This is a genomic window from Micromonospora sp. BL4 (assembly GCF_003667505.1).
Lineage (GTDB): Bacteria > Actinomycetota > Actinomycetes > Mycobacteriales > Micromonosporaceae > Micromonospora.
This window is the reverse complement of sequence record NZ_RCVJ01000125.1, coordinates 95,944-114,785: the sequence shown is the minus strand read 5'-3', so window position 1 is coordinate 114,785 and position 18,842 is coordinate 95,944. Positions and strand designations below refer to the sequence as shown.

General features: G+C 72.2%; 18 protein-coding genes. 9 read left to right on the top strand and 9 right to left on the bottom strand.

The genetic code is table 11. From position 1 onward, the window contains the following. The first annotated feature begins 5 nt into the window (after positions 1-5). From EAD89_RS14825 to EAD89_RS14815, 3 genes are all read left to right on the top strand, one after another. A complete protein-coding gene (locus EAD89_RS14825) occupies positions 6-878 on the top strand; it encodes an SMP-30/gluconolactonase/LRE family protein (RefSeq protein ID WP_121676092.1) in 873 nt (290 codons plus the stop codon). 99 nt (positions 879-977) lie between these two features. Continuing rightward, entirely contained in the window at positions 978-2,081 is a 1,104-nt protein-coding gene (locus tag EAD89_RS14820; protein WP_121676110.1) for an L-dopachrome tautomerase-related protein, read from the top strand. Between the two features lie 73 nt (positions 2,082-2,154). Further along, positions 2,155-2,682 (top strand): DUF421 domain-containing protein, encoded by a 528-nt coding sequence (locus EAD89_RS14815; RefSeq protein ID WP_121676091.1) that lies wholly within the window; start codon positions 2,155-2,157, stop codon positions 2,680-2,682. Positions 2,683-2,713: 31 nt separating this feature from the next. Here the strand turns inward: EAD89_RS14815 and EAD89_RS14810 are convergent, their stop codons facing one another. Next, positions 2,714-3,469, bottom strand: a complete 756-nt coding sequence (locus EAD89_RS14810) for a dienelactone hydrolase family protein (RefSeq protein ID WP_121676090.1) — start codon at positions 3,467-3,469, stop codon at positions 2,714-2,716. 165 nt (positions 3,470-3,634) lie between these two features. Between EAD89_RS14810 and EAD89_RS14805 the strand changes: the two genes are divergently transcribed. The 3 genes from EAD89_RS14805 to EAD89_RS14795 are packed head-to-tail and all read left to right on the top strand — an operon-like array spanning position 3,635 to position 5,009. Continuing rightward, positions 3,635-4,081, top strand: a complete 447-nt coding sequence (locus EAD89_RS14805) for a hypothetical protein (protein WP_147458803.1) — start codon at positions 3,635-3,637, stop codon at positions 4,079-4,081. Next, on the top strand, positions 4,078-4,581 hold the full coding sequence (locus EAD89_RS14800) for a universal stress protein (protein ID WP_121676088.1): 504 nt from the start codon (positions 4,078-4,080) through the stop codon (positions 4,579-4,581). The genes EAD89_RS14805 and EAD89_RS14800 overlap by 4 nt, the downstream gene beginning before the upstream one ends. After that, positions 4,578-5,009 (top strand): SAV_915 family protein, encoded by a 432-nt coding sequence (locus EAD89_RS14795; RefSeq protein WP_147458802.1) that lies wholly within the window; start codon positions 4,578-4,580, stop codon positions 5,007-5,009. The genes EAD89_RS14800 and EAD89_RS14795 overlap by 4 nt, the downstream gene beginning before the upstream one ends. Here EAD89_RS14795 and EAD89_RS14790 read toward each other — a convergent pair. The 7 genes from EAD89_RS14790 to EAD89_RS14755 form a co-directional block, all read right to left on the bottom strand. Further along, the gene (locus tag EAD89_RS14790; protein WP_121676086.1) at positions 4,997-5,677 is read right to left on the bottom strand and encodes a response regulator; all 681 of its coding nucleotides are present in this window, start codon (positions 5,675-5,677) and stop codon (positions 4,997-4,999) included. The genes EAD89_RS14795 and EAD89_RS14790 overlap by 13 nt on opposite strands. After that, entirely contained in the window at positions 5,674-8,226 is a 2,553-nt protein-coding gene (locus EAD89_RS14785) for a DUF4118 domain-containing protein (RefSeq protein ID WP_121676085.1), read from the bottom strand. Before EAD89_RS14785 ends, EAD89_RS14790 begins: the two co-directional genes overlap by 4 nt. Before the next feature lie 74 nt (positions 8,227-8,300). Continuing rightward, the gene (locus tag EAD89_RS14780; RefSeq protein ID WP_121676084.1) at positions 8,301-9,182 is read right to left on the bottom strand and encodes a potassium-transporting ATPase subunit C; all 882 of its coding nucleotides are present in this window, start codon (positions 9,180-9,182) and stop codon (positions 8,301-8,303) included. Beyond that, positions 9,182-11,389 carry a potassium-transporting ATPase subunit KdpB gene (gene kdpB, locus EAD89_RS14775; RefSeq protein ID WP_121654775.1) on the bottom strand — a complete coding sequence of 736 codons (2,208 nt, stop codon included), beginning with the start codon at positions 11,387-11,389 and terminating at the stop codon, positions 9,182-9,184. Before kdpB ends, EAD89_RS14780 begins: the two co-directional genes overlap by 1 nt. A gap of 20 nt (positions 11,390-11,409) precedes the next feature. After that, the gene (gene kdpA / locus EAD89_RS14770) at positions 11,410-13,065 is read right to left on the bottom strand and encodes a potassium-transporting ATPase subunit KdpA (RefSeq protein WP_121676083.1); all 1,656 of its coding nucleotides are present in this window, start codon (positions 13,063-13,065) and stop codon (positions 11,410-11,412) included. Further along, positions 13,065-13,154: a K(+)-transporting ATPase subunit F gene (gene kdpF, locus EAD89_RS14765; RefSeq protein WP_036390805.1), complete on the bottom strand. Its 90-nt coding sequence runs from the start codon at positions 13,152-13,154 to the stop codon at positions 13,065-13,067. The genes kdpA and kdpF overlap by 1 nt, the downstream gene beginning before the upstream one ends. Positions 13,155-13,579: 425 nt before the next feature. Next, positions 13,580-14,620, bottom strand: a complete 1,041-nt coding sequence (locus EAD89_RS14755) for a TRM11 family methyltransferase (RefSeq protein WP_121676082.1) — start codon at positions 14,618-14,620, stop codon at positions 13,580-13,582. Between the two features lie 72 nt (positions 14,621-14,692). Here EAD89_RS14755 and EAD89_RS14750 point away from each other — a divergent pair, with 72 nt between their 5' ends. Continuing rightward, positions 14,693-15,475 (top strand): zf-HC2 domain-containing protein, encoded by a 783-nt coding sequence (locus EAD89_RS14750; RefSeq protein WP_121676081.1) that lies wholly within the window; start codon positions 14,693-14,695, stop codon positions 15,473-15,475. 12 nt (positions 15,476-15,487) lie between these two features. On the opposite strand, the gene EAD89_RS14745 is transcribed toward EAD89_RS14750, so the two are convergent. Further along, positions 15,488-16,126: a TetR/AcrR family transcriptional regulator gene (locus EAD89_RS14745; protein ID WP_121656502.1), complete on the bottom strand. Its 639-nt coding sequence runs from the start codon at positions 16,124-16,126 to the stop codon at positions 15,488-15,490. 344 nt (positions 16,127-16,470) lie between these two features. On the opposite strand from EAD89_RS14745, the gene EAD89_RS14740 reads away from it, so the two are divergent. Both EAD89_RS14740 and EAD89_RS14735 read left to right on the top strand, forming a co-directional pair. Next, positions 16,471-17,637 (top strand): acyl-CoA dehydrogenase family protein, encoded by a 1,167-nt coding sequence (locus EAD89_RS14740; protein ID WP_121676109.1) that lies wholly within the window; start codon positions 16,471-16,473, stop codon positions 17,635-17,637. After that, entirely contained in the window at positions 17,627-18,841 is a 1,215-nt protein-coding gene (locus EAD89_RS14735) for an acetyl-CoA C-acetyltransferase (protein ID WP_121676080.1), read from the top strand. Before EAD89_RS14740 ends, EAD89_RS14735 begins: the two co-directional genes overlap by 11 nt. Position 18,842 lies beyond the last annotated feature (1 nt).

Below are 18,842 nucleotides of genomic sequence, written 5' to 3'. Positions count from 1 at the left end.
GCGAGATGGAGCTGACCGAACCGACCGTGTGGAGCGCGGACCGGTTGGAGCTGGGTGAAGGGCTGCGCTGGGTGGCCGACCGGCTGGTCCTGGTCGACCTGCTGGCCGGGCGGCTGCTGGAGACCGGTGGCGACCAGCCGGGCCCACTGCGGGAGCTGCGCCGGTTGGATGTCCCACTGGGCGCGGTGGCCCCGATGGCCGGCGGCGCCGGTGACTGGCTGGCGGCCGCCGGGACCGGCGTCACGCTGCTGCCCGCCACCGGCGACCCCCGGCCGGTCGCCGACCTGGTCGCCGACGGACCCGAGCCGGCCCGGATGAACGACGCGGTCGCCGACCCGCACGGCCGGTTCTGGGCGGGCAGCATGACGTACGCCGGGGTGCCCGGTGGCGGCACGCTGTACCGGCTCGCTCCCGGCGCGGCGCCGGTGCCGGCGGTGACCGGGCTGGCCGTGCCGAACGGCCCGGCGTTCGACGCCGACGGCACCACCATGTACCTGGCCGACTCGCCGCGCGGCGAGGTCGACCGGTTCCGCGTCGACCCGCGTACCGGGGCCCTGCACGGGCGGGAGCCGTTCCTACGGCTGTCCGCCGACGAGGGCGGCCCGGACGGAATGACGGTCGACGCGGCGGGCCACCTCTGGGTCGCGCTCTGGGGCGGCTCGGCGGTACGCCGTTACCGGCCGGACGGCACGCTGGACCGGGAGATCCGGCTGCCGGCGAGCCAGCCGGCCGGCATCTGCCTGGGCGGCCCCGACCTGCGCCGGCTCTTCATCGGCACCGCCCGGTACGGGCTCACGCCGGCCGGGCCGGTGGACGGCGCGTTGCTCGCGGTGGACGTTCCCGTCCCCGGCCTGCCCACCGCGCTCGCCGCCGGCTGACCGGAGGCATATCGGACGCCGAGGCGGGAATGACCACCTGCGGCCGGCGTGTGTCCGGCCGGCAGGGGGCGAGGCGATGAGATCCGTGGGGTGGGCGTCATGAACGGGCCGGTCGGCGACGAGCCGCTCGGCGAGCTTGAGCTGGTACACACCTTCACCGGCCCGATGCCGACCGGGGTGAGCGTCTCGCACCAGGGCCGGATCTTCGTCAACTTCCCCAAGTGGGGCGACGAGGTGCCGGCCACCGTCGTCGAGCTGCGCGACGGCCGGGAGATGCCCTACCCCGACCAGCCGTGGAACGACCCGTCCGGCGACGACGACGCGGGCGCGTTCATCTCGGTGCAGAGCATCGTGGTGGACCCGGCCGACCGGCTCTGGGTGCTGGACACCGGCAGCCCGATGTTCCAGCCGACGAAGCCCGGCGGGCCGAAGCTGGTCCGGGTCGACCTGGACACCGACACGGTGGCGCAGGTGATCACGTTCCCGCCGGACGTGGCGCTGCCCACGACGTACCTCAACGACGTCCGCTTCGACCTGCGGCGGGGCGAGGCGGGGGTCGCGTACATCACTGACTCGGCGGCCTCCGGCCCCAACGCGATCATCGTGGTGGACCTGGCCAGCGGGGCATCCTGGCGGCGGCTGCACGACCACCCGTCCACGAAGGCGGAGCCGCTGACGACGTTCCGCCCGGTGGTCGAGGGCCGGCCGTTGCTCGAACGGCCGGCGGACGGGCCGCCGAAACCGGTGTCCATGGGCGCCGACGGCATCGCCATCTCGGCCGACGGCACCCGGCTGCACTACTGCCCGCTGGCGTCCCGCCGCTGGTACAGCGTGGCGACCGAGGCGCTGGCCGACCCGGGCGTCACCCAGGAGGCGGTTGCGGCGACGGTCGTCGATGAGGGCGACAAGGGCACCGCGTCGGACGGGCTGGAGTCCGACGACGCCGGGCGGCTCTACCTCACCTCCTACGAGCACAACGCGGTGCTGCGCCGGCGGCCGGACGGCGAGTACGAGACCCTGGTCCACGACCCTCGACTGCTCTGGCCGGACACCATGTCGGTGGCCACCGACGGCTACCTCTACGTGACCGCCAACCAGCTCCACCGGCAACCGCAGTACCAGCGGGGCCAGGACCTGCGGCGCCGGCCGTACGCGCTGTTCCGCACCCGGATCGACGCCGGGCCGGTGCTCCTGCGCCGCTGACCGCCGCGAGCTGATTCCCCTCGATCGCGCGGCCGGCAGGCATGGCGGGGGCGACCGGGGGGTAGCCCGTCAGGTGGCCGACTGGTCAGAGCTGTTCGTCCCGGACACTCCACTGTTGGAGATCGTGGTCCGGGGCAGCGTCATGTACCTCGCGCTGTTCACGCTGCTGCGGGTCATCCTCAAACGGGAGAGCGGCACCACCGGCGTCACCGACCTGCTGGTGATCGTGCTGCTCGCCGACGCGGCGCAGAACGGCCTGTCGGGCGGCTACAACTCGATCACCGACGGGGTGCTGCTGGTCGCCGTGATCATCGGTTGGTCGTACCTGCTGAACGCCGTCGCCTACCGGTGGCCCGCCGCCGCCCGGCTGATCCGGCCGGGCTCGCTGGTGCTGGTGCGGGACGGACGGATCCTGCGCGCGAACATGCGTCGGGAGCTGATCACCGACGAGGAGCTGTACACCCTGCTGCGCAAGCAGGGCGTCACCGACCTCGCCGAGGTCCGCGAGATGCGGATGGAACCCGACGGCCAGTTCAGTGTCACCACCCGCATACCCGGCCGGTCCCGCGACGATTCCGGCGCCTCGGGCGGCTTCGGCTGATCCGTGCCCGACGAGTACCGCCCGCCGGTGGTCAGCGGGTGGGCAGGGTGCGGTCCAGCAGGTCGAACAGGGCGGCCCAGTGGCGTTCGGTGGCCTGCTCGTCGTAGGCCGCGGTGTCGGACATGGTGTAGCCGTGGTGTGCGCCCTCGTACACCTCGGAGCCGTACCGGACGCCCGCGGCGTCGAGTGCCTTCTCCAGCGTGGCGATCTGCGCGGGCGTCATCGACTGGTCCTCGTCGGCGTGCCCGAAGTACACCTCGCCGTTGATCGAGCCGACGCCCAGGTGCGGGCTGTCCGGCGCCTCGGTGACGATCCGTCCGCCGTGGAAGCTCGCCGCCGCGGCGATCCGGTCCGGGTGCGCCTCGATGGCCCGCAGCGCGTTCGTGCCGCCCATGCAGTAGCCGGTGATCGCCACGGGGCCCGGCCGCACGTCGTCGCGGGCCGCCAGGAAGTCGAGGTACGCGGCGGTGTCCCGGCTGATCACGTCGGCGGTCAGCGCACCGACCAGCGGCATGATCTTCTCCAGGATCGCGCCGCGCTGGTCCGCCTCGCCGAGGCGGGACAGGTCGAACAGCGGCGCACGGCCGGCCCGGTGGAACAGGTGGGGCGTCAGCACCAGGTATCCCCGGGCCGCGATCCGCTCCGCAATCTCCACCAGGCGTGGACGCGGGCCGAACGCGTCCTGGAACAGCAGCACCGCCGGAAACGGACCGTCGCCGTCCGGACGGGTGAGGCATGCGTCCGCGACTCCGTCGTCGGTCACGATGTCCACGGTCGTCGTCTGCACCGGTCCTCCTCGTACGCAAATCATTGGTCCGTCACGAACGCTACTCGTCGCGCCCGGTCGCCCCACCGGCAGTCGGCGTGAACGGGGCGTCAACGTTTGGCGGTGTCCCGTCAGAACGGCGTATCGACAGGCCGTCCGTCGCCGCCGGGTGGTGACGATGGGTCCATGAGTCCTTGGCGGATGACGCGCTGGGAACGGGGACACCTGCCGACCGGCACCCCGGCACCGGCGGCGTGGGACGACGCGCCACCCGATGGCCGCCCCGGCCACCTGGCGGAACCTCCCACGACCGGGCCGGGCGAGCCCGAACGGCGGCACGAGGCGCTGGTCAGCGTCCGGCTCGGCCCGTCCGCCCCCGGCAGTCACCTGGTGGAGTACCTGCGGCACGAGCCGTGCGCCGTCGACGCCTGGTGGATCGCGGCCGACGTCGACGCCGTGGTGCGGCTCTCCGCCGACAGCATGACCGTGTTGCACCGTGCCGTGGCCGACCTGCGCCGCCGCGCCGGTGTGGAGGTGGTGGTGGCGCACTTCATCCTCCGTGCGCTCGACCTGGCGCCGGCCGAGCCGGAGACCACACCGAACGCGCCGGCCTGGGCCGTGCCCGCAGCATGAGCAACCCCCGCACCACCCCACGCGTCGTGGTGGGAGTCGACCGGTCCTTCGCCGGGATGCAGGCGCTGCGCCGGGCGGTGCAGCTGGCCCGACGCGACGGAGCGCAGCTGGACGCCGTACGGGCCTGGGTCTTCGCGCCGACATGGCGGCCCGGCACGCTGACCTGGCGCTGGCAGGACGAGTGTGACCGGGCGGCCCTGGCCTACCTGCGGGGAGTCTTCGACGCGGCGCTCGGGGGACTGCCGCCGGACCTGCCGGTGCGGCTCGTGGCGACGCAGGGCTACGCCGGGCAGGTGCTCGTCGACCACGCGCACCGGGAGTCCGACCTGCTCGTCGTCGGCAGCCCGGAACGCGGTCGGTTCGGCGGGTCGCGCGGTCACGTCACCCGGTACTGCGTCACGCGGGCGGCCGTGCCGGTCGTCACGGTGCCCGCGCCGTCCTGGGCCCGGGCCGCGACGATCCGCCGCTTCGTCCGCGACCTTGAACGGTTCAGCCGATGACCGCCGCCGGAGCGGCGGCACGAATGGAAAGGATCGCCCCGACCATGGACGAGGCCCCGATAATCTACGCCGTTCCGGTGCGTGAGCTGCCGGGACGGCCGGTGGGGACCGTACGGACCGGCCGGTCACCACAGGGTCAGCGGGTGGGCATCGCCTTCACCCGGCCGGAGCTGCTGGTCGCCGCGATGGGCGCGGACCAGGCGTGGGAAGAGCTGTGCGAGTCCGCCCTGCGCGGCATGCTGCGCCCGCTCGGAATCGACCGGATCCAGGTCGACCCGCTGCTGGTGGCGCCGCCGCTCGACCCGTCCTTCGGCGACCGGGCCGCGCCGACCGTGCCGGCCCGGGGACCGGGACGCCCCGTCGACCCACGGCCCGCTGCCGATCCGGTCCCGGTGGGCACCGCAGCGGGCGCCGGTCAGGGGCGGTAGCGGTAGCCCATCCCCGGCTCGGTGATGAGGTGCCGGGGTCGGGCCGGGTCGTCCTCCAGCTTGCGCCGCAGCTGGGCCAGGTACTGCCGCAGGTAGTTGGTCTCGTTCTGGTACTCCGGCCCCCACACGTCGTGGAGCAGCTGGCGCTGGCTGACCAGCTTGCCGGGGTGGCGCAGCAGCTTCTCCAGCACGCTCCACTGAGTGGGGGTCAGCTTGACCTCGGTGTCGTCGTCCCGCCAGACGCGGTGGTCGGCGAGGTCGACGGTGTGTTGCCCGATCCGCAGCGCGGGCACCGCCTCGCTGGACGCGCCGAGTCGCCGGGTCACCGCGCGGATGCGGGCCAGCAGCTCCTCCACCCCGAACGGCTTGGTGACGTAGTCGTCCGCGCCGGCGTCGAGCGCGGCGACCTTGTCCTCGCTGCCCGCCCTTCCGGAGAGCACGATGATCGGCACGGTGGTCCAGCCGCGCAGGCCGCGGATCACCTCGACCCCGTCGATGTCGGGCAACCCGAGGTCGAGCACCACCAGGTCGGGCGGGTGGCTGGCGGCAGCCTTCAGCGCGGCCGCCCCGGTGCCGGCGATGTCCACGTCGTACCGGCGGGCGCGCAGGTTGATCCGCAGCGCCCGCAGGATCTGCGGTTCGTCGTCGACGACCAGGATGCGCGTCATTCCGGTGGCCCCTCCGAGCTGGTCTGCGCGGCGGCGGGCAGCCGCAGCACCATCGTGAGCCCGCCGCCGGGCGTGGTCTCGGGGCTGATGCTGCCACCCATCGCCTCGGCGAGACCCCGGGACAGGGCGAGCCCGAGGCCGACGCCGGTCTGGTTGTCCCGGTCACCGAGGCGCTGGAACGGCAGGAAGACGTGCTCCCACTGGTCCTCCGGGATGCCCGGACCACGGTCGATGATCCGCAGCTCCACCTGGCCGGCGTGTGCGCTCGCGGTGACGGTGGGCGGCTGTCCGGGCGGGCTGTACCGCAGCGCGTTCGCGATGACGTTGACCAGCACCCGTTCCAGCAGGCCGGGGTCGGCGGTGGCCGCCGGCAGGTCGGGCGGGATGTCGGTGCCGACGGCCGCGGCGGGCGGGCCGAGTTCGTCCAGCGCCCGGGGTACGGCGTCCTCCAGGCCGATCGCGGTCGGCGTGATGCCGAGAACGCCGGCCTGGAGCCGGCTCATGTCGAGCAGATTCCCGACCAACCGGGCGAGCCGGTCCAGCGACTCCTCGGCGGTCTCCAGCAGCTCCTCGCGGTCGCTCTCGTCGAACTCGATGTCGGGGCTGCGCAGGCTGGTCACCGCCGCCTTCGCCGAGGCCAACGGGGTACGCAGGTCGTGGCTCACCGCGGCGAGCAGCGCGGTGCGCATCCGGTCCGCCGCGGCGAGGGGTCGGGCGGTGGCCGCCTCCTCAGCCAGCCGCTCCTGGCGCAGCGCGAGGGCGGCCTGCGCGGCGAACGCCTCGACGATCCGCCGGTCGGCCGCCTCCAGCCGCCGGCCGCTGAGCACGACGGTGATCCGCTCGTCGACCGGTACCGCCGTCTCGCCCTCGTCGGGTGTGCAGGCGGGCCGCTCGCCGACGCTGGCGACCACGCGCCAGGCGTGCTCCTCGCGGGCCCGCCCCGGCCGTCCGCTGGCCTCCTCGGCCAGCTCCAGCACGCTCACCGCGCGCAGCCCGAAGGTCTCCCGGAGCTGGTCCAGCAGCGCGGGCAGCGGACGTTCGCCGCGCAGCACGCCGCCGGCCACGGCGGCGAGGGTCTGCGCGTCGGCGGCGGCCCGCGCCGCCTCGCGGGTCCGCCGGGCGGCCACGTCGACGATCCAGCTCACCGCCAGCGCGACGCCGACGAAGACGGCCAGGGCGAGCAGGTTGTCCGCCTCGGCGATGGTCAGCGTGCGGTAGGGCGGGGTGAAGAACCAGTTCAGCAGCAGCGAACCGCCGAGCGCGGCGACCAGGGCCGGCCACAGCCCGCCGACCAGCGCGACCCCGACGACCCCGGTGAGGAAGAGCAGGATGTCGTTGGTCAGCGTCAGGTCGGGCAGCGTCCTCAGCAGCAGGGTGAGCAGTGGCATGCCGAACACGGCCAGGGCGAAGCCGAGCAACCGGCGCCGCCGGGACAGCGCCGCCGGCACGGCCCCCGCCCGGCGTCCCCTACCGGCCTCGGTGTGGGTGACCAGGTGCACGTCGATCGAGCCGGAGAGCGCGGTGGTGGTCACGCCGACGCCGCGGGCGAACAGTTGCGCGAAGCGGCCCCGCCGGCTGGCGCCGAGCACCAACTGGGTGGCGTTCACGCCACGGGCGAAGTCCAGCAACGCCGCCGGCACGTCGGTGCCGAGCACCTGGTGGTAGGTGCCGCCGAGGCTCTCCACCAGCACCCGCTGGCGGGCCAGCTGGGCCGGGTCGGCGCCGGCGAGGCCGTCGCTGCGGGCCACGTGCACGGCGAGCAGGTCGGCGCCCTTGCTGCGGGCCGCGACCCGCGCCGCACGGCGGATCAGCGTCTCGCCCTCCGGGCCGCCGGTCAACGCCACCACGACGCGTTCCCGGGCCTCCCAGGTGGCCTCGATGCCCTGCTGGCTGCGGTACCGGTCGAGTTGCTCGTCGACCTTGTCCGCGAGCCAGAGCAACGCCAGTTCGCGCAGCGCGGTGAGGTTGCCGACCCGGAAGTAGTTGCCCAGCGCCGCATCGATCTTGTCGGGGCGGTAGATGTTGCCGTGCGCCATCCGCCGACGCAGCGCCTCGGGGGTCATGTCGACCAGCTCGACCTGCTCGGCGGCGCGGACGATCTCGTCCGGCACGGTCTCCCGCTGGGTGGTGCCGGTGATCTGGGCGACGACGTCGTTGACCGATTCCAGGTGCTGCACGTTGACCGTGGACAGCACGTCGATTCCCGCGTCGAGCAGCTCCTGAATGTCCTGCCAGCGCTTGTCGTGCCGGGAACCGGGCACGTTGGTGTGGGCCAGCTCGTCCACCACCGCGATCTCCGGCCGGCGGGCCAGCACGGCGTCGAGGTCCATCTCGGTGAACTCGGCGCCCCGGTAGCTCATCGTGCGGCGCGGGACCTGCTCCAGGTCGCCGACCATGGCCGCGGTGTGCTGGCGGCCGTGGGTCTCCACGAAGCCGATCACCACGTCGGTGCCGCGCGCGGCCCGCCGCCGCGCCTCCTCCAACATGGTGTACGTCTTGCCGACGCCGGGAGCGGCCCCGAGATAGATGCGCAGTTCTCCGCGTGCCACGGGAACCATCCTCTCTGAAAGGAAGGGCCCCTTCTGCCCACCTGATGCGGGTGAAGGGGCCCTTCCCGACACGGTCAGCGGGGCGGGAACTGTTCGTCGAGCGCGATGTTCAGCTCCAGCACGTTGACCCCGGGCTCGCCCAGGAAGCCGAGCCCCCTCCCGGTGGTGTGCTCAGCCACCAGCCAGCGCACCGCCTCCAGGTCCGCGCCACGCTCGCGCGCGACCCGGTTCACCTGCAGCTCGGCGTACGCCGGGCTGATCTGCGGGTCGAGGCCGCTGCCGCTGGCGGTGACCGCGTCAGCCGGCACGGCCGGGTCGGCGGGGGCGTTGCCGCGGATCGGGGTGACCACGCCACCGGCGGCGACGTAGTCCTCGCCGGGCTGGGCCAGCTCCACCGGCACCCCCTGGTAGGAGGGGACGAACGGGGTGGCCGGCGCGGTCTGGTTGACACTGACCACCCGGGTGACCGGGCCGGTCAGACCGTCCGCGCGGAAGACCGCCAGCACGGCGCCCACCCCGTCGGCGGTGCAGAACGGGCGCGCGCCGTCGACGCCGTTGAGCTCGCCGACGGACTTGCTGCGCCCGCAGACCTGGGTGAGCAGGCTCTCGCTGGACTCCTCCGGGTCGGTGGCGATGGTGTCGACCACGCTCTCGGGGCCCAGGTTGCTGGCCGAGGTGGAGGTCGGGTCGTAGCCGTCGCCGGCGGCGGAGGGGCGGGACTGGAAGTAACGCGGGATGGGGTTGCCGTCCGCGTCGGTGAAGGACTGCCCGATCAGCGCGCTGCCGACGGTGTTCCCACCGACGGTGATCAGCGAGCCGTCGACCTTGTGGTTGAGGCCGGGCAGCTGACCGAGCGCTACCAGGGCCAGCGGGTAGACCAGGCCGAGCAGCACCGTGAAGACGAGTACGGCGCGCAGGGCGGCGAGGTGTTGGGCGAGCCAGGTGGGTAGGCGCATCACGAAATCCCCGGGATGAACTGGATGAGCAGGTCGATGAGCTTGATCCCGATGAACGGCACGATGACGCCGCCCAGTCCGTACACCAGCAGGTTGCGGCTGAGCAGCTTCGACGCGGCGGCCGGCCGGTACCGCACGCCGCGCAGGGCGAGCGGGATCAGCGCGATGATCACCAGGGCGTTGAAGATGACGGCGGAGAGGATCGCCGACTCCGCGCTGGACAGCCGCATGATGTTCAGCGCGTCCAGGCTCGGGTAGAGGCCGGCGAACATGGCCGGGATGATCGCGAAGTACTTCGCGATGTCGTTGGAGATGCTGAACGTGGTCAGCGCACCCCGGGTGATCAGCAACTGCTTGCCGATCTCCACGATCTCGATCAGCTTGGTCGGGTCGGAGTCGAGGTCGACCATGTTGCCGGCCTCCTTGGCGGCCGACGTGCCGGTGTTCATCGCCACCCCGACGTCGGCCTGGGCGAGCGCCGGTGCGTCGTTGGTGCCGTCACCGGTCATCGCGACCAGCCGGCCACCCTCCTGCTCCCGCTTGATCAGCGCGAGCTTGTCCTCCGGCGTCGCCTCGGCCAGGAAGTCGTCCACCCCGGCCTCGTCGGCGATCGCCTTCGCGGTACGCGGGTTGTCACCGGTGATCATCACGGTCCGGATACCCATCCGGCGCATCTCGTCGAACCGCTCCCGCATGCCGGACTTGACGACGTCCTTGAGGTGGATGACGCCCAGGGCTCGGGCGGGCTCACCGTCGACGTGCTCGGCGACGACCAGTGGGGTGCCACCGGTGCCGCTGATCGCGTCCACGATCTCGCCGACCTGTTCGGTCGGGTGTCCGCCGTTCTCGCGTACCCACTTCATCACCGCGGCGGCGGCGCCCTTGCGGACCCGACGGGCCGTGCCCACCGCCCCGCCGTCCACGCTGCCGTCCGGGGTCATGTCGACGCCGCTCATCCGGGTCTGCGCGGTGAACGGTACGAACGTGGCGTGCGGCATCACGCCGGGCTCGCGCTCGCGGAGCCCGAACTCGTTCTTCGCCAGCACCACCACCGAGCGACCCTCGGGCGTCTCGTCGGCCAGGCTGGACAGTTGCGCGGCGTCGGCCAGGGTCGCGGCCGTCACCCCTTCGACCGGTACGAACTCGGCGGCCTGCCGGTTGCCCAGCGTGATGGTGCCGGTCTTGTCCAGCAGGAGGGTGTTGACGTCGCCGGCCGCCTCGACGGCCCGGCCGCTCATGGCGAGCACGTTGCGCTGGACCAGTCGGTCCATGCCGGCGATGCCGATGGCGGAGAGCAGCGCGCCGATGGTGGTGGGGATCAGGCAGACGAGCAGCGAGATCAGCACCACCCCGGTGACACCGGAGTCGGTGATCGCGCCGCTGTCCGGCGCGGCCGCCTGGTACGCCTTGGAGAAGATGGCCAGCGGCTGGAGGGTGACCACGGCCAGCAGGAAGATGATCGTGAGCGCGGCGAGCAGGATGTTCAGCGCGATCTCGTTCGGCGTCTTCTGCCGGTTGGCGCCCTCGACCAGGGCGATCATCCGGTCGATGAAGCTCTCCCCCGGCTTCTGGGTGATCTTCACGATGATCCGGTCGGAGAGCACCTTCGTGCCTCCGGTGACCGCGCTGCGGTCGCCACCGGATTCCCGGATGACCGGGGCCGACTCGCCGGTGATGGCCGACTCGTCGACGCTGGCGATGCCCTCGACGATGTCGCCGTCGCCGGGGATGATGCCGCCGGCCTCGACCAGCACGATGTCGCCCTGACGCAGCTGCGGCGCGGGCACCGCCTCGTCACGGTAGGCGTTGGCCCGGGCACCCGGGGTCCAGTCGACCAGCCGGGTGGCGATGGTGTCCTGCTTGGCCTGCCGCAGCGCGGCGGCCTGGGCCTTGCCCCGGCCCTCCGCGACCGCCTCGGCGAGGTTGGCGAAGACCACGGTCAGCCAGAGCCAGACGGTGATCGCCCAGGCGAAGACCGACGGGTCGGTGACCGCCAGGACGGTGGTGAAGGCCGCTCCGGCCTCCACGATCAGCATCACCGGGTTGCGCCACAGCGTGCGCGGGTCGAGCTTGCGCAGCGCGTCCGGCAGGGACCGGATCAACTGCTTGGGGTCGAGCAGACCCCCGCCGACCCGGTTGCCCTGGGTCGCCGGAGTGCCGGGCGTCGGTTGCTCGCCGGTCCCGGATGTCACAGAGGTGACGGACATGTCCTCGTTCCTCATGATGGTCACAGCCCTTCGGCCAGCGGGCCGAGCGCGAGTGCGGGCAGGAAGGTCAGCGCGACGAGGACGACCGTGACGCCGACGACCATGCCGATGAACAGCGGTCGGTGGGTCGGCAGGGTGCCCTCGGACGCGGGGGTGGGTGCCTGGCGGGCCAGTGAGCCGGCCAACGCGAGCACGAAGATGATCGGCAGGAACCGGCCCAGCAGCATGCACAACCCGAGCGCGGTGTCCCACCAGGTGGTGTTGACCGTGATGCCGCCGAAGGCGGAGCCGTTGTTGTTGCTGGCCGAGGTGAACGCGTAGAGCACCTCGGAGAGGCCGTGCGGCCCGACGTTGAGGGCGGTGGAGTTGTTGCCGGTGGCGAAGGCCGCCGCCGTGCCGACCAGCACCAGGATGGGCGTGATCAGGAAGTAGAGCGAGGCGAACTTGATCTCCCGCGAGCCGATCTTCTTACCCAGGTACTCGGGGGTGCGGCCCACCATCAGGCCGGCCACGAAGACGGTGATCACCGCGAGGATGAGCAGGCCGTAGAGACCGGACCCCGTACCGCCCGGGGCGACCTCGCCGAGCATCATGTTGAACATCGTCATCATGCCGCCGAGCGGGGTGTACGAGTCGTGGAACGAGTTGACCGCGCCGGTCGAGGTCAGCGTCGTGGCGGCGGCGAAGGTGGCCGAGTTCGACACGTCGAACCGGACCTCCTTGCCCTCCAGCGCCGCTCCGACCGCCTGCGGCACCGTGCCGTGGCCGGCCAGCTCGAAGACGTTGGTGATGACCACGCTGGCGAACGCGAGGATGGCCATGACCGCGGCGATGGCGTAGCCCTGGCGCTTCTGCCCGACCATCCGGCCGAACACCCGGGGCATGCTGAACGGGATCAGCAGGATCAGGAAGATCTGCAGCCAGTTCGTCCAGGTGGTGGGGTTCTCGAACGGGTGGGCGCTGTTGACGTTGTAGAAGCCGCCACCGTTGGTGCCCAGCAGCTTGATGACCTCCTGGCTGGCCACCGGACCACCGGTGATCGTCTGGGAGCCGCCGGTCAGCGTCGTCACGTCGGTGCCGCCGGACAGGTTCTGCACCGCCCCGCCGATCATCAGCGCGATGGCGCCGAGCACGGCGACCGGCAACAGGATCCGCAGCGTGATCCGGGTCAGGTCGACCCAGAAGTTGCCGAGTTGGCCGGTGCGGCTGCGGGCGAATCCCCGCAGGAGCGCCACCGCCACCGCGATGCCGACCGCCGCCGACACGAAGTTCTGCACGGCCAGGCCGGCCATCTGCACCAGGTGACCCATGGTCGACTCACCCGAGTACGACTGCCAGTTGGTGTTGGCCACGAACGACACGGCCGTGTTCCACGCGCCGTGCGGCACCACCGGGTCGAAGCCCAGTGACAGCCACAGGTGGTTCTGCACCCGCTGGAACAGGTACAGGAACAGGAGCGAGATCGCGGAGAACGCCAGCACGCTGCGGGCGTACACCCCCCAGGTCTGCTCGGCGGCCGGGTTGACGCCGACCAGGCGGTAGACCCCCCGCTCGACCCGGGACTGCCGGGTGCCGGAGACCGCCCGGAACATGTAGTCACCGAACGGCTTGTGGACGGCGACCAGGGCCGCCACCAGCGCCAGCACGAAGATGACGCCCGCTGTTGTCATGGTCATCAGAAGCGCTCCGGAAACAACAGGGCGAACACCAGGAACGCGCCCAGGACGATCGCGAGCACCAGACCGACGGCATTGACCGCGTTCACAGCTTCTCCACCGCCCGGACCACCAGGGCGAGCGCTGCGAACAGCGCCACCGTCAGGACCACGAACACCACGTCAGACACGCTGACTCCTCATAGCGGAAAGGTTCGTCGCGACCGCCTTCCGGTCGCGCCGGGCAATCAAAGCCCCACCACCTGCCCGACGGCAGGGGTCATAACGCGACCATGACGGCGGTGAACCATTTCTTGACGCGGTTTTCACACCCGCCGAGTCAGCAGGTGAAATGCGGCACAGACCTCGCTGCCCCTCGAGGTCAAGACCAGTTGTCCATCCTTTGCTCTGCACCTACGGAGGCACCAGCTACAGACCGTGACTGTCGCCTCCGCGGGTGCAGAGCAAAGGACGCACGGAGAGACCAGGCGCGACCCAGATGGGGTGGCGCATGGCGCGGCGGGGGCGGAGGCCGGTCAGGCCGGCTTACGGGCCACCAGCACGTCGCGCATGATCGACTGGTCCACCCGGTGCCGCAACGCGCGGTACGGCTCCGCGTCGACCACGGTCAGGCCGGCGGCGGCCAGCGCGGCCGCCGCGTCGTCCCGGCTGGCCACGTGGGTGTTCCAGGAGATGCCGAGCGCCCCACCGGGGCGCAACAGCCGAGCCCAGACCGGCGCGGCGTCCGCGAGCAGCGCCAGCGGGTCCCGGGTCAGCCCATGATCGGCGGTACGACTGCCGTGCTGGACGCCGTACGGGGCGTCCGCGACGACCAGGTCGACGGTCTCCGGCCGGAAGAACTCCCCGGCGCGGGTGGTGTCGGCGTTGACCACGTCCAGCAGTTGCAGGTCCCCGGCCTTGTGCGCCTCGCGGGTAGGGGCCAGCTCGATCCGCACCCGGCGACCGACGACCTTGCGCTCCCGGCGCACCGGCCCCGACTCCAGCACCCGATGCTTGATCCGCTTCTGCTTCAGCCAGGTCGTGACGAACGCCCGGTAGGCCTCGACGTCCTTCTGGTCGCGCTCGACCCCGGCGGCGTCGAAGCCGTACATCAGCGCCTGGTTGAGGGTGGTGCCCCGACCGCAGAGCGGGTCGAGCACCCGGAACCGCCGGCTGGTCAGCTCGGCGGCCCAGTCCGAGGCGAGCAGCGTGACGTTGAGCAGCAGCTTGGTGAACTGCTCGTTGGTCTTGCCCGGGTACTTCTGGATGGTGATCAGGTCGTCGTCGTAGCGGTCCAGCCGGTTCCACTCGATCGGGCGCAGCAGGTCGCCGACGATCTCGAACAGCGCGTACCCGGCGGAGAGGTTGCCCAGGACGGCCAGGTCCCGCTCGGTCAGCCCGTCGCCGATGAAGGTGACGTAGGACGCTCCTCCGACGACCTCGGTGTCCAGCTCGCCGATCCGGCCGTCCAGCGCCGAGTGGCCGAAGATCTCCAGCTCGGCCCGGGTGAGGTCGATGGCGGAGCGGGCGTACACCCGGTTGGTGGAGGGCAGGATCAGCAGGCCGTAGCGCGTCATGGTCCGGCGAGTATTCCACAACCCGCCCGGGCCTCCGGGAACTGGAGCGGGGGCCGGACCGACTACCCGTACATGGGGTGTGAGCAGTGGCGGGAGGTCCTGTCGGCGCAGCTGGACGGCGAGGAGACCGCCGAGGAACGGGCAGCGGGGCAGCGGCACCTCGACGGGTGCGCGGAGTGCCGGGCCTGGTTCACGGTGGCGGCCGGGGTGACCCGTCGGGTGCGTACCCGCCTGGTCACCGAACCGCCCGACCGGACCGACGCGATCCTGGCCGCCGCCGTGCCGCCGGCCCGCCGGTCGCGCTGGCGGCGGCGGCCCGGCGCGGGCCGACTGGTCGCCGGCCTGCGCGGGGCGCTCGCGCTGCTCGGCGCGGTGCAACTCGTGCTCGGCCTGGCCCAGGTGGGCCGCGGCGCGGCCGCCGATCACCTGCACCCCGCCGGCCAGCACCTGTGGCACGAATCGGCCGCGTGGAACGTGGCGGTGGGCGCCGGTTTCCTCTTCGTCGCGATACGCCGCAGCCCACCGGCCGGCCTGCTGCCGATGCTCAGCGCGTTCGTCGGCACGCTGCTGCTGCTCTCGGTCAACGACCTGGCCACCGGATCGGTGGGCGGGGCACGGCTGGTCAGCCACGGGTTCCTGGTGGTCGGCTACCTGATCACAGTGCTGCTGTCCCGGCCCGGTCTGCGCCCCGGTGGGCCCGCGCCGCAGCGGCAGCCGGCACCGTCACGCTGGCGGTTCCGAGCCGACGAGGTCGACCGGCCGCTGCGGGTGGTCCGCTCCGAGCCCTACCCCGGGCAGGTCGCCGACCGCCACGCCGTCCCGGCGGCACGGGCCGCGGACCGGCGGGCCGCCTGAGTACCGGCTCCGTCAGGAAGCGGCCCGGCCGCCGGGGGTGATCGCCCGCGGAATGACCTGCTCGACGATGGTCAACAGCGTGGTGGTGAGCAGCAGGTGCACCTGGGCGCGGGTCAGCGCGCCCCGCTGGAGCCATTCCCGCGCGGTCGAGGTGGCCAGCCCGCCGTACGCCCGGACCATGCCGCGCAACTCCTCGCGGTGCTCCGCCTCGTCGGCCAGGCCGACGGCGACGAGCATCCGGTCCGCGGCGACCTCCTCGGCCTCGGCCAGCACCCGCTCCACGTCGGCGTCGCCGCCCATCCCCCGCGCGGTGACGGCGGCCAACCAGGAGGTGCTGTGCCGGGAGACCACGTCGAGGAACCAGGAGACGCTGGCGTCGACCCGGGTTCGCAGGTCCCCCTTGGGCAGCCGCTCCAGGGCCACCTCGGGGATGGTCACCATGACCCGGACGACCTCCAGGTAGAGGTCCTTCTTGGTGCCGAAGTAGTGGTTGACCAGGCCGCGCGCGACGCCGGCCTCCCGGGCGATGTCAGTGGTCGACACGTCCGGGTACGCACGCTCGCCGAACAGCCGGACCGCGCAGGCCAGGATCTGCCCCCGTCGGGCGTCCGGCTCCAACCGGCGTCGGCGCGGAGCCGTCTCGACACTCATCTGCCCGACCCTATCGGCAGCTCAGCCGTCAACGACCGCCCTCACTTTGATCACTTGATGGAGAACAGGTGCCAGAACCGCCCCCTCACCAGTTCGTTGTCGAGTGGTTCGTTGTCAAGTGATCAATGGACCCCACGGCGACGACGGACCACGTGCCGGCCCTTCGTGCGCAGCACGCTACTGGCGCCGCTTGATCGACTCGGCCTCCTTGAAGTCGTGGCATCCCTGCGCTGTGGATGGCCCGACGTCAATGAACCGGAGTCGATCGCCGACCGCTCCGGCGGCCTCCGGCTCTTGATCGAGACTTATTGACATGCCGTCAACAGGGCGCGAGGGTGGTGCACATGCCGACGCCCGCATCCGACGGTGCCCCCTCGCCCTGGCGTGAGCCGGAGCACGACGACCTGGCCGACCTGGCCCGCACCTTCTTCACCAAGGAGGTGCTGCCGCACACCGAACGCCTGCTGGCGCAGGGCCACCCCGACCGCGAGCACTACCGGCGCGCCGGTGAGCTGGGGCTGCTCGGCCTGTCCGTGCCGGAGGAGTACGGCGGCGGGGGCGGCGGCTTCACCCACGAGGCTGTTCTGCTGCACGAGCAGGCGTACACCGGGGAGAGCAGCCTCGGACTGGCCGTCCACAGCGGCATCGTCACCGGCTACCTGGCGGCGTACGGCAGCGAGGAGCAGAAGCGCCGCTGGCTGCCCGGCCTGTGCAGTGGTGACCTGATCGGCGCGATCGCGATGACCGAGCCGGACGGCGGCTCCGACCTCCAGGCGATGCGCACCCGCGCGGTCCGCGACGGCGACGACTACCTGGTCACCGGCGCGAAGACGTTCATCACCAACGGTGGCCTGGCCGACCTGATCATCGTGGCCGTGAAGACCGACCCCGAGCAGCGGGCGGCCGGCGTATCGCTGCTGGTCTGCGAGGTCGGCGACGACCCGGAGGGCTTCCGCCGGGGCCGACTGCTGTCGAAGATCGGGTTGCACGCCAACGACACCGCCGAGCTGTTCTTCGACGAGTTCCGGGTGCCGGCGGCCAACCTGCTCGGCGGCGCCGAAGGGCTGGGCTTCATCCAGCTCATGCAGCAGCTTCCGCAGGAACGACTGGTGATCGGCGTCGGCGCGGTCGCCGCGATGGAACGCGCCGTCGAGCTGACCGTCGCGTACACGAAGGAGCGGGCCGCCTTCGGCAAGCCGCTGATGGGCCACCAGAACACCCGGATGGTGCTCGCCGAGTGCGCCACCCGCACCCGGGTCAGCCGGGTCTTCCTGGACGACTGCATCGTCCGGCACACCCGCGGCGACCTGGACGTGGCCACCGCCGCGATGGCGAAGTACTGGCTGACCGACGGGCAGTGCGAGGTCATCGACCGGTGCCTGCAACTCTTCGGCGGCTACGGCTACACCACCGAGTACCCGATCGCCCGGATGTACGCCGACGCCCGCGTCCAGAAGATCTACGGCGGCACCAACGAGATCATGAAGGAGCTGATCGCCCGTGCCCTCTGAGGCGTACGTCTATGACGCGGTCCGCACCCCGCGCGGACGCGGCCGGGATACCGGCGCGCTGCACGGGGTCAAGCCGATCTCCCTGGTGGTCGGCCTGATCGACGCGCTGCGCGAGCGCAACCCCGGCCTGGACGTCGACCGGCTGGAAGACCTGCTGCTCGGGATCGTCACCCCGGTCGGCGAACAGGGCGGCGACCTGGCGCGGGCCGCCGCGCTGCTCGCCGGGCTGCCCGACCAGGTGGGCGGGGTGCAGCTCAACCGGTTCTGCGCCTCCGGACTGGAGGCGGTCAACGCGGCCGCCGCACGGATCCGCTCCGGCTGGGAGCACCTGCTGCTCGCCGGCGGGGTCGAGTCGATGTCCCGGGTGCCGATGGGCTCCGACGGCGCGGCCTGGGCCACCGACCCGCAGACCGCGCTGGCCACGTCGTTCGTGCCACAGGGCGTCAGCGCCGACCTGATCGCGACCCTGGAGGGGTTCACCCGCGACGACGTGGACGGCTACGCGCTGCGCTCGCAGGAGCGGGCCGCCAAGGCGTGGGCCGGCGGGCACTTCGCCCGCTCGGTGGTGCCGGTCCGCGACGGCAACGGGCTGGACATCCTCACCACCGACGAGCACCCCCGCCCCGAGACCACCCGGGAGGCCCTGGCCCGGCTCACCCCGTCCTTCGCCACGATGGGCGAGGCGGCCGGCTTCGACGCGGTCGCTTTGCAGAAGTTCCACTGGCTGGAGGCGATCGACCACGTCCACCACGCCGGCAACTCGTCCGGCATCGTGGACGGCGCGGCGCTGGTGCTGATCGGCTCCGATCAGGTCGGCCGGGACCTGGGCCTCACCCCGCGCGCCCGGATCGTCGGCGCGGCGGTCACCGGCGCCGACCCGACGCTGATGCTGACCGGCCCGATCCCGGCCACCCACAAGGCGCTCGCCGTCGCCGGACTGACCCTCGCCGACATCGACCTGTTCGAGATCAACGAGGCGTTCGCCGCGGTGGTGCTCAAGTACGTCCGCGACCTGGGCCTGGACCCGGACCGGGTGAACGTCAACGGTGGCGCGATCGCCCTCGGCCACCCGCTCGGCGCCACCGGTGCGATGCTGCTCGGCACCGCGTTGGACGAGTTGGAGCGCCGTGACCTGCGCCGCGCCGTGGTGACCCTCTGCATCGGCGGCGGCATGGGCGTCGCCACCGTTCTCGAGCGCTGCTGAC

What these genes read in the sequence shown, in the direction of transcription:
- EAD89_RS14825 (WP_121676092.1), top strand. Translation starts at nt 6, where the DNA reads ATGGAGCTGACCGAACCGACCGTGTGGAGCGCGGACCGGTTGGAGCTG.
- EAD89_RS14820 (WP_121676110.1), top strand. Translation starts at nt 978, where the DNA reads ATGAACGGGCCGGTCGGCGACGAGCCGCTCGGCGAGCTTGAGCTGGTA.
- EAD89_RS14805 (WP_147458803.1), top strand. Translation starts at nt 3,635, where the DNA reads ATGAGTCCTTGGCGGATGACGCGCTGGGAACGGGGACACCTGCCGACC.
- EAD89_RS14800 (WP_121676088.1), top strand. Translation starts at nt 4,078, where the DNA reads ATGAGCAACCCCCGCACCACCCCACGCGTCGTGGTGGGAGTCGACCGG.
- EAD89_RS14795 (WP_147458802.1), top strand. Translation starts at nt 4,578, where the DNA reads ATGACCGCCGCCGGAGCGGCGGCACGAATGGAAAGGATCGCCCCGACC.
- EAD89_RS14790 (WP_121676086.1), bottom strand. Translation starts at nt 5,677, where the DNA reads ATGACGCGCATCCTGGTCGTCGACGACGAACCGCAGATCCTGCGGGCG.
- EAD89_RS14780 (WP_121676084.1), bottom strand. Translation starts at nt 9,182, where the DNA reads ATGCGCCTACCCACCTGGCTCGCCCAACACCTCGCCGCCCTGCGCGCC.
- kdpB (WP_121654775.1), bottom strand. Translation starts at nt 11,389, where the DNA reads ATGTCCGTCACCTCTGTGACATCCGGGACCGGCGAGCAACCGACGCCC.
- kdpA (WP_121676083.1), bottom strand. Translation starts at nt 13,065, where the DNA reads ATGACCATGACAACAGCGGGCGTCATCTTCGTGCTGGCGCTGGTGGCG.
- EAD89_RS14755 (WP_121676082.1), bottom strand. Translation starts at nt 14,620, where the DNA reads ATGACGCGCTACGGCCTGCTGATCCTGCCCTCCACCAACCGGGTGTAC.
- EAD89_RS14750 (WP_121676081.1), top strand. Translation starts at nt 14,693, where the DNA reads ATGGGGTGTGAGCAGTGGCGGGAGGTCCTGTCGGCGCAGCTGGACGGC.
- EAD89_RS14745 (WP_121656502.1), bottom strand. Translation starts at nt 16,126, where the DNA reads ATGAGTGTCGAGACGGCTCCGCGCCGACGCCGGTTGGAGCCGGACGCC.
- EAD89_RS14740 (WP_121676109.1), top strand. Translation starts at nt 16,471, where the DNA reads ATGCCGACGCCCGCATCCGACGGTGCCCCCTCGCCCTGGCGTGAGCCG.